At 42.2% G+C, this 6680-nt stretch carries 7 protein-coding genes and 1 tRNA gene; 2 read left to right on the top strand and 6 right to left on the bottom strand.

Annotated features, from left to right (window positions below; all coding sequences use genetic code 11):
- Nucleotides 1-204: 204 nt before the first annotated feature.
- From ACM44_RS14410 to ACM44_RS14390, 5 genes are all read right to left on the bottom strand, one after another.
- Nucleotides 205-882 carry a hypothetical protein gene (locus tag ACM44_RS14410; protein WP_048500759.1) on the bottom strand — a complete coding sequence of 226 codons (678 nt, stop codon included), beginning with the start codon at nt 880-882 and terminating at the stop codon, nt 205-207.
- Nucleotides 883-1299: 417 nt separating this feature from the next.
- Nucleotides 1300-1384, bottom strand: a tRNA-Leu gene (locus ACM44_RS14405).
- 156 nt (nt 1385-1540) lie between these two features.
- Nucleotides 1541-2593, bottom strand: a complete 1053-nt coding sequence (locus tag ACM44_RS14400) for a peptidylprolyl isomerase (RefSeq protein WP_241477198.1) — start codon at nt 2591-2593, stop codon at nt 1541-1543.
- An 84-nt stretch (nt 2594-2677) separates the two neighbouring features.
- Nucleotides 2678-3187, bottom strand: a complete 510-nt coding sequence (locus tag ACM44_RS14395) for an FKBP-type peptidyl-prolyl cis-trans isomerase (protein WP_048500758.1) — start codon at nt 3185-3187, stop codon at nt 2678-2680.
- Nucleotides 3188-3282: 95 nt separating this feature from the next.
- A complete protein-coding gene (locus ACM44_RS14390) occupies nt 3283-4356 on the bottom strand; it encodes a branched-chain amino acid aminotransferase (RefSeq protein ID WP_048500757.1) in 1074 nt (357 codons plus the stop codon).
- Between the two features lie 84 nt (nt 4357-4440).
- On the opposite strand from ACM44_RS14390, the gene mnmD reads away from it, so the two are divergent.
- Entirely contained in the window at nt 4441-5118 is a 678-nt protein-coding gene (mnmD, locus tag ACM44_RS14385) for a tRNA (5-methylaminomethyl-2-thiouridine)(34)-methyltransferase MnmD (RefSeq protein WP_048500760.1), read from the top strand.
- Between the two features lie 213 nt (nt 5119-5331).
- Nucleotides 5332-5748, top strand: coding sequence for an NUDIX domain-containing protein (locus tag ACM44_RS14380; protein ID WP_183325414.1), 417 nt, complete (start codon nt 5332-5334; stop codon nt 5746-5748).
- On the opposite strand, the gene ACM44_RS14375 is transcribed toward ACM44_RS14380, so the two are convergent.
- The gene (locus tag ACM44_RS14375) at nt 5743-6534 is read right to left on the bottom strand and encodes a S1/P1 nuclease (RefSeq protein ID WP_048500755.1); all 792 of its coding nucleotides are present in this window, start codon (nt 6532-6534) and stop codon (nt 5743-5745) included. The genes ACM44_RS14380 and ACM44_RS14375 overlap by 6 nt on opposite strands.
- Between the last annotated feature and the right edge of the window lie 146 nt (nt 6535-6680).

Here is a 6680-nt window from a genome sequence, read left to right as displayed (position 1 = left end):
AATGAGAAAAATTGGCTTACACAACACCGCAAATTATTTACATGCAATGCTCTAAAAGATTTTTATTCACCATGAACACACCTGTGAACCTCTTAATAGTATGGGCTTGAATTCTGTAATATTCCACCACACTCCAAAATGTCTTCACTTCCCAGCAAATCAATCAGCGGTCTTCCAAAAAAAAGAAATAATCCCCAGAAAATCCTACCCCAAAACCACCGCCGTTTTCCCCGTCATCAAATACCCATCCCCATCAAAAAAACGGATCAACGCAAATTTTAACCAACCGTCACCAACCATTTCAAATCGTTCATCCTCAGGAATAAAAAACTCAGAACAGGGTAGTGAGACCTCCAAAACCACATCCATAAATTTCAACGAATACTCCACTTCATCAGGATCAACAAACCTAAGCGTGACTTCCGCCTTCGTGCTTCCCTCCGGCAGACGGTCAAAAAACAGCCTACGTTCCGCAAAAGAATACCGGAATCTTTTACCATCAGAAGGGTTCCATAAAAAACTTTTAAGAACCGTGCCGCTTTCCGGGTGCTGCAACCCATTTTGTATGGTTCTTTCACCTTTGGCAGATTCCTGGTCCAGCTTCATGATTTCGTGCAGCATCTTCGCCATTCGCCCATGAAGAATAGGGTCGTGGAGCTCCTTCGCAAAAGGCTGCAGCGCCCGCCGCAGTTTCCCGCCAAATTTGGAACACCGCCCGAATTCGGAGGCGTTTTGCCGCACGTTGGCATATTTTGCCTCCTTCCGGATTTTCTCACCGTCAAAACCGCCCGGCTTTCTCACGATGATTTTGCCGCCCATTTTATAAAAAGAAAGCCCATCCAGCTTTCCTGTAAATTTAAGAATACCTTGAAGTTCTGCCATATCAAATAGGTTTAAATATCATCCAAAGATAGTACATTATAAGATACAGCATGAATACAGCATGGTTATAGTATGGATATAGTATGCTAAATGGTCTAAATCGAGCAGTGCTCCTAAGGCAAAACCCGTATCAGCCGCATGGATCAATGAAGAGTAGGGAAATCAGCTAAAGATGGTGACGGACCCTGAAAACAGACCTGAAAATAGCCGACCGATCGAAAGGGAATTACCCAAAACAGTTCATCCTGACTAATGGGTGAGAAACTGGCTGCAGGATATTTTTAAACCGGATTAAACGATAGGGATTTTCGGGGCCAAGTCAAAACCGACAGAGGGAAGCGCACAATGAAAAATCAATAAGAAAGGGCTGAAACGAAAAACGCAACACCTTATGATGAAGAGTGTTGCATTTTATTTTGGTGCCCGAAACAGGACTCGAACCTGCAAGCCGTGAAGCACCCGCACCTGAAACGAGCGTGTCTACCAATTTCACCATTCGGGCTTGATTGCGGCAAAGTTAGCGATTTTCAAAAAAAATAACGTTTTTTTTCAGAGGAAATTTAAGGCACCTTCCATAAAAAGTTTTGCGCATTCCGGATCTCCGCCAACAAAAAACACCCCGTATAGAGGTGTTTTACTTTTAAAATCGAATTCCGAATTATTTGGTGGCGTTGCTTTTCACATGAACCAGTTCCACGTCGAAAACGAGCCAGGCATTTGGCGGAATTACTCCACCTGCTCCTCGGGATCCGTAACCCAATTCAGAAGGAATCAGAAGGGTAGCGGTTTCACCTTCCTTCAGTAGCATGATGCCTTCGTCCCAACCCTTGATGACCTGTCCAACTCCGATTGGGATTTCGATCGGTTGATTTCTTTTGAAAGAAGAATCGAATTCGGTTCCGTCAACCAATCTTCCTGCGTAATGAACAGAAACTGTTTCGCCCGGATTCGGTTTCACGCCATCAGTGGTTTTGGTGATTTTGTAGTACAATCCGGATGGGGTAGATTGCATTCCTGCTTTCAGTTCATCAACCAGTTTTTGTTGGTTCGCGGCAAATTCCTCTTCTTTTTTAATTCGCTCGGCTTCTATTTTTTCCAGAATCACCTTGTTGTTTTCCTGAATTTTTGCTTTTCCTTCGGTAAAGGTTTTCGCAGCGTCATAGTTCTTATAGGCGTCACCTTTGCTGAAAACCGATACTTTTTCTAAAACGATATCTGTTTTTGGTTTGTCCTGTGGTCCTTTTTCCACATTGGCAATTTCGTCAATCACGTTTTGGCCCTTTACCACTTCTCCGAAAATGGTGTGTTTTCCGTCCAGCCATGGGGTCGCTACTTCCGTGATGAAGAATTGGGAACCGTTGGTATTGGGTCCGGAATTCGCCATGGAAAGGATTCCTTTTCCGGTATGTTGCAGGTCATTTCTCTCGTCGTCAAATTTATAGCCCGGATCACCCATTCCGGTTCCTTGTGGGTCGCCTCCCTGGATCATGAAATCCTTGATCACCCGGTGGAAGATGGTTCCGTCATAATAGGGAACTCCTTTTGCTTTCGCGCTGTTATCGATTTTACCTTCTGCCAAACCAATGAAATTAGCCACCGTCACCGGAGCTTTTTGGTCTTCAAATTTCACGATCATATTTCCTTTTGAAGTTTGGAAATTGGCATAAAGTCCGTCTTTCAGGCCTTCGTAAGTTTCTTTGTCTACGTTCATTTTTTTATAAATTGGGGTACAATGGGTTAAAGTGATTGCCGCTAAAGCAATTAAAAAACTCTTTTTTATCATAAATTTCTATTATTAAAGGACTTTTACTTTGATGATTAAAGGCATGTCGTTCGGGATTTTGTCATTGTCGCCATACGTTCCAAACGCCAGTACAGACGGAACCAGAATGGTGGCTTCTTGATTTTTTTCCAAATGTCTCAAAACATCCTCAACCGCTTTCAACTCTTCAAACTTCCCAAACTGCACATGAAGGTTCCTCTTCGGCGCCTCATAAAGCTTCACCTGGTCGAAATCATAAATATAATACTCGTAGGAAATGCTTTCACCATCCGCTTTCTTCGTGATGGAGCCCAGATTTTCAATATTGACCCAATAATTCATACTCATCGGGTAGAATTTTTCACTTTGCCCGTTGATCCAGTCCTGGATTTGAAGTCTTTCGGTCTGGTTCAGGTTTTTCGCCCTGTTTTTTGAAGTGCTCAGATCCGTTTCACTCAGAAAACCTCCCACAGGCGGATGCGCGGCATTGGGCTGCTTGCAGGCAATAAAAGTCAGAACCGATAATGCGATTAATTTTTTCATAAAAAACTTCTGCGAAAATACACAATTAAGATCATATCGGAAAACGAAAAATCCGGCAAAATAGTTTACCGGATTTTCTGCTTTTATGGAAAGGATTAAACCGTTTCCATCACGTTTTTTTCAACCAAAACCCTCCATCCAAAAGGATCTTCCGCCTGGTTGGTCTGAATGTCTACCAAATCTTTTTGCAAGGTCAGCGCGAAACTTTCTTCATTGGAAAGCCTTGGCAATTCCAGTTTTTCACCATTGTATCCAACTGATTGGAAAACGCTGGTTACCACGGCGGTTCCAACACCCCAAACTTCTTTTAAAGTTCCGTTTCTCTGAGCGTCAATGAAAGTTTTCACTGCAATAGGTTCTACCTTAACTTCGATTCCTCTTCTCTTAGCCAATTGCAAGAAGCTGTCTCTGGTCACACCGTCCAGGATTTTTTCTGAAGTCGGCGGAGTATAGATCGTGTCATTAATTCTCACGAAAACGTTCATGGTTCCACTTTCTTCGAAATATTCGTGGGTGGAATCGTCTGTCCAGATGATTTGTTCGTAACCTTCCTCGTTGGCCAATTGCGTAGGATAGAAGGATGCGGCGTAATTTCCTGCAGCTTTGGCGAAACCAACGCCACCATTTGCGGATCTGGAGTAATAATCAGAGATTTTCACCGAAACCGGTGCGGTGTAATAGCTCTTTGCCGGAGTTGCCACGATGGCGAAAAGGTATTTGTTGGCGATTCTCGCTTTCAGCGCCTCTTCAGTTGCAAAAATCAATGGACGAATGTAGAGCGACATTCCTTCTCCTTCCGGAATCCAAGCACGGTCAAGATCAACCAGCGCCTTCAATCCACCGATGAACATTTCCTCGGTCACTGCAGGCATGGCGAGTCTTTCAGCAGATTTGTTGATTCTGGCAAAATTCTTTTCAGGTCTGAACAAGAAAACTTGTCCGTCTTTATCTTTATAGGCCTTCATTCCTTCGAAGCAAGCCTGCCCGTAATTCACTCCCATCATTGCCGGAGAGAACGGAAGCGGACCATAAGGAACTACTTTCACTTCACCCCATTTCCCGTTTTCGTATTCGCAGATGACCATGTGGTCGATAAAGGTATTTCCAAACGCGAAGTTATTGGGATCAAAACTTGAAATTCTGGGATTGGTAGATTTTTGAATTATCATTTTTAAAATTTTTGTTGGTATTCTACAAATTTAATATAATTTTTTTAATATAAAAATTTTAAGCTAAATTTGAAAAAAATTGTCATGAAAAGAGAAGTTAAATTAACGTCAGACGGCAGTAAAACACTATATATCAATGATTTGAATGAGAATTACCATTCTCATCATGGTGCAATGCAGGAGGCGCAACATGTATTTATAAATAATGGATTAAAATTAAAATATGATTATGAAATTAATATTTTAGAACTTGGTTTTGGAACAGGTCTTAATGTTTTGGTAACAATTGATGAATTTTTGAAAAATGATAAAAATCATGTTATTCATTATTTTACCATCGAGAAATATCCCGTAAATGAACGCGAAGTTAAGGAATTGGGGTATGATTCCTTTTTTGATGAACCCAATATGAAGAAATACTACAGGGAACTCCATGAGTGTGAATGGAATGTGACGCAGGAAGTCTTGCCCAACTTCTTTTTCACCAAATTTAACCGCGATTTTTATGAGCTGAAAAACCTGGCGCTACCGCCAATTGACCTTGTTTACTACGACTGCTTCGGTGCGCGAGTTCAGCCGGATCTCTGGGAAAAACCCCTTTTTGAAATGGTGGCAGATAAAATGAAAGAAGGTGCACTGTTAACCACCTATTCGTCCAAAGGCAGCGTTCGTAGGATTTTGCAGGAGCTTCATTTTAAAGTAGAAAAAAAAGAGGGTCCACCGGGAAAAAGAGAAATGATCAATGCGGTAAAAAATGAATAAGGAATAATGAAGAATCAATAATTGTTGGTGAATGCTGAAAAAGTGAATGGTGAATTCTTGAGACCTGAAATCTACCTGTCGGCAGACAGGCCTGAAATCTACCTGTCGGCAGACAGGCTTGAAATCTAACTGTCGGCAGACAGGCCTGAAACTTGAAACCCTCTCGGTAATGAACTTGATTTTTTCCTTACATTTGATTTCTAAATTTCTATGATGATCGACAAAATAAATGTCAGAGTTTATGCCGCCGCTATACGTGACGGGAAAGTTCTCGCGCTACACGAGGAATATGCGGGCGAACATTTGATGAAGCTGCCCGGCGGCGGACTGGAATTGGGCGAAGGCGCGCTTGACTGCCTTCACCGCGAGTTTGCCGAAGAATTGAACTGCAAAATCCGGATCATCGAGCATCTCTATACCCAGGAAGATTTCCTGGTTTCTCGATTTCGAGAAAACGAGCAGCTGCTCACCATTTACTATTTGGTAGAAATCATCGACAAAGAGGAGTTCCTTCTGATGGATCCCTGCATTGAAAGAATAGAGTGGGTGCCGATTCAGCAAGTCGAAAATCCGTTTCCGCTTCCTGTGGATAAGATTGTTTTTGAAAAACTGAAAGAAAAGTTCTTATAAAACCTCATTCAATATTTTAGCGAGACGCAATCCTCCATAAAGCAGTTGCCGTTCCAGTAAAGGCTGAAACTTGTAGTTGTAGTCATAAGCATACGAAGTGCCTGCCGCGGTTTGGGAATAAATCCGGTTGGCCATTTTGTGGCTGTCAAAGAACCAGTCTTCCAGGGTTCCCGATTGGATCTGCCTGTTTTCTTCTTTCGACCGCACATCCAAAACCTGCGCGTATTCGGAATAACTGTATTTCTGAGAATCGACCAGTTTGCTGTCCCAAAGCGAATGAAGGTTGGTGTTTTCACCAAAAAACTTCAGCTTGATCTTATTTCCGCCCAAATCTTCGGCCCTCCCCACGTGGAGCGGCTGAGCCAAATCTCCCACCAGGTGGATCAGGAACCGCAAAGCAATCTCCTTGTCTTTTTTAGGGGTTTTGGGGTCTTTGATCTGTACCGAAAGCGTTTTAATTTGGGTGTATAGATTCGGTCCTGCCTGTGCAATGAGCGAATCGGTGAAAACTTTTTGGTTCGTCTGAGGAGTGATGTTTACATAGTGCCACTTTTCTGTGGGTTTCCAAACTCCGGTGGTATCGGATTTCACCAAATCCGGCCAATTTGCCCAATAAGCCAATTTTTGCTTGCCAATAATTTTTTTGAGTTGTCTTTTTGCGTGTCCGGAAAGATGATTTTCTGCAATCTCCGCAACTACCCGGTGTCCCGTGGTTCCCCAGGAATAACCAAAATTAAAACTCAATAACGCAAAAAGTAAAATGAGATTTAGAAGTATTTTTTTCATAACAAAATTAGCAGTGCGAAAATTAGGAAATAATCTTCGCTATTCCATACGAAATTCAAAATTTAAGTAAAAAATAATATTAGAATCAATTGCCACGAAATCGAAGATTCGACGGAGTCAATGCACGAATGAAATCTTTCAAAAAA

This window comes from Chryseobacterium koreense CCUG 49689, from assembly GCF_001045435.1.
Taxonomy (GTDB): Bacteria; Bacteroidota; Bacteroidia; order Flavobacteriales; family Weeksellaceae; genus Kaistella; species Kaistella koreensis.
This window is presented reverse-complemented; position numbering and strand designations above follow the sequence as displayed.

Bases quoted from the DNA above. Each gene is read 5' to 3' on its own strand.
- ACM44_RS14400 (WP_241477198.1), bottom strand. From the start codon at position 2,593: ATGAACGTAGACAAAGAAACTTACGAAGGCCTGAAAGACGGACTTTAT.
- mnmD (WP_048500760.1), top strand. From the start codon at position 4,441: ATGAAAAGAGAAGTTAAATTAACGTCAGACGGCAGTAAAACACTATAT.
- ACM44_RS14380 (WP_183325414.1), top strand. From the start codon at position 5,332: ATGATCGACAAAATAAATGTCAGAGTTTATGCCGCCGCTATACGTGAC.
- ACM44_RS14410 (WP_048500759.1), bottom strand. From the start codon at position 882: ATGGCAGAACTTCAAGGTATTCTTAAATTTACAGGAAAGCTGGATGGG.
- ACM44_RS14375 (WP_048500755.1), bottom strand. From the start codon at position 6,534: ATGAAAAAAATACTTCTAAATCTCATTTTACTTTTTGCGTTATTGAGT.
- ACM44_RS14390 (WP_048500757.1), bottom strand. From the start codon at position 4,356: ATGATAATTCAAAAATCTACCAATCCCAGAATTTCAAGTTTTGATCCC.
- ACM44_RS14395 (WP_048500758.1), bottom strand. From the start codon at position 3,187: ATGAAAAAATTAATCGCATTATCGGTTCTGACTTTTATTGCCTGCAAG.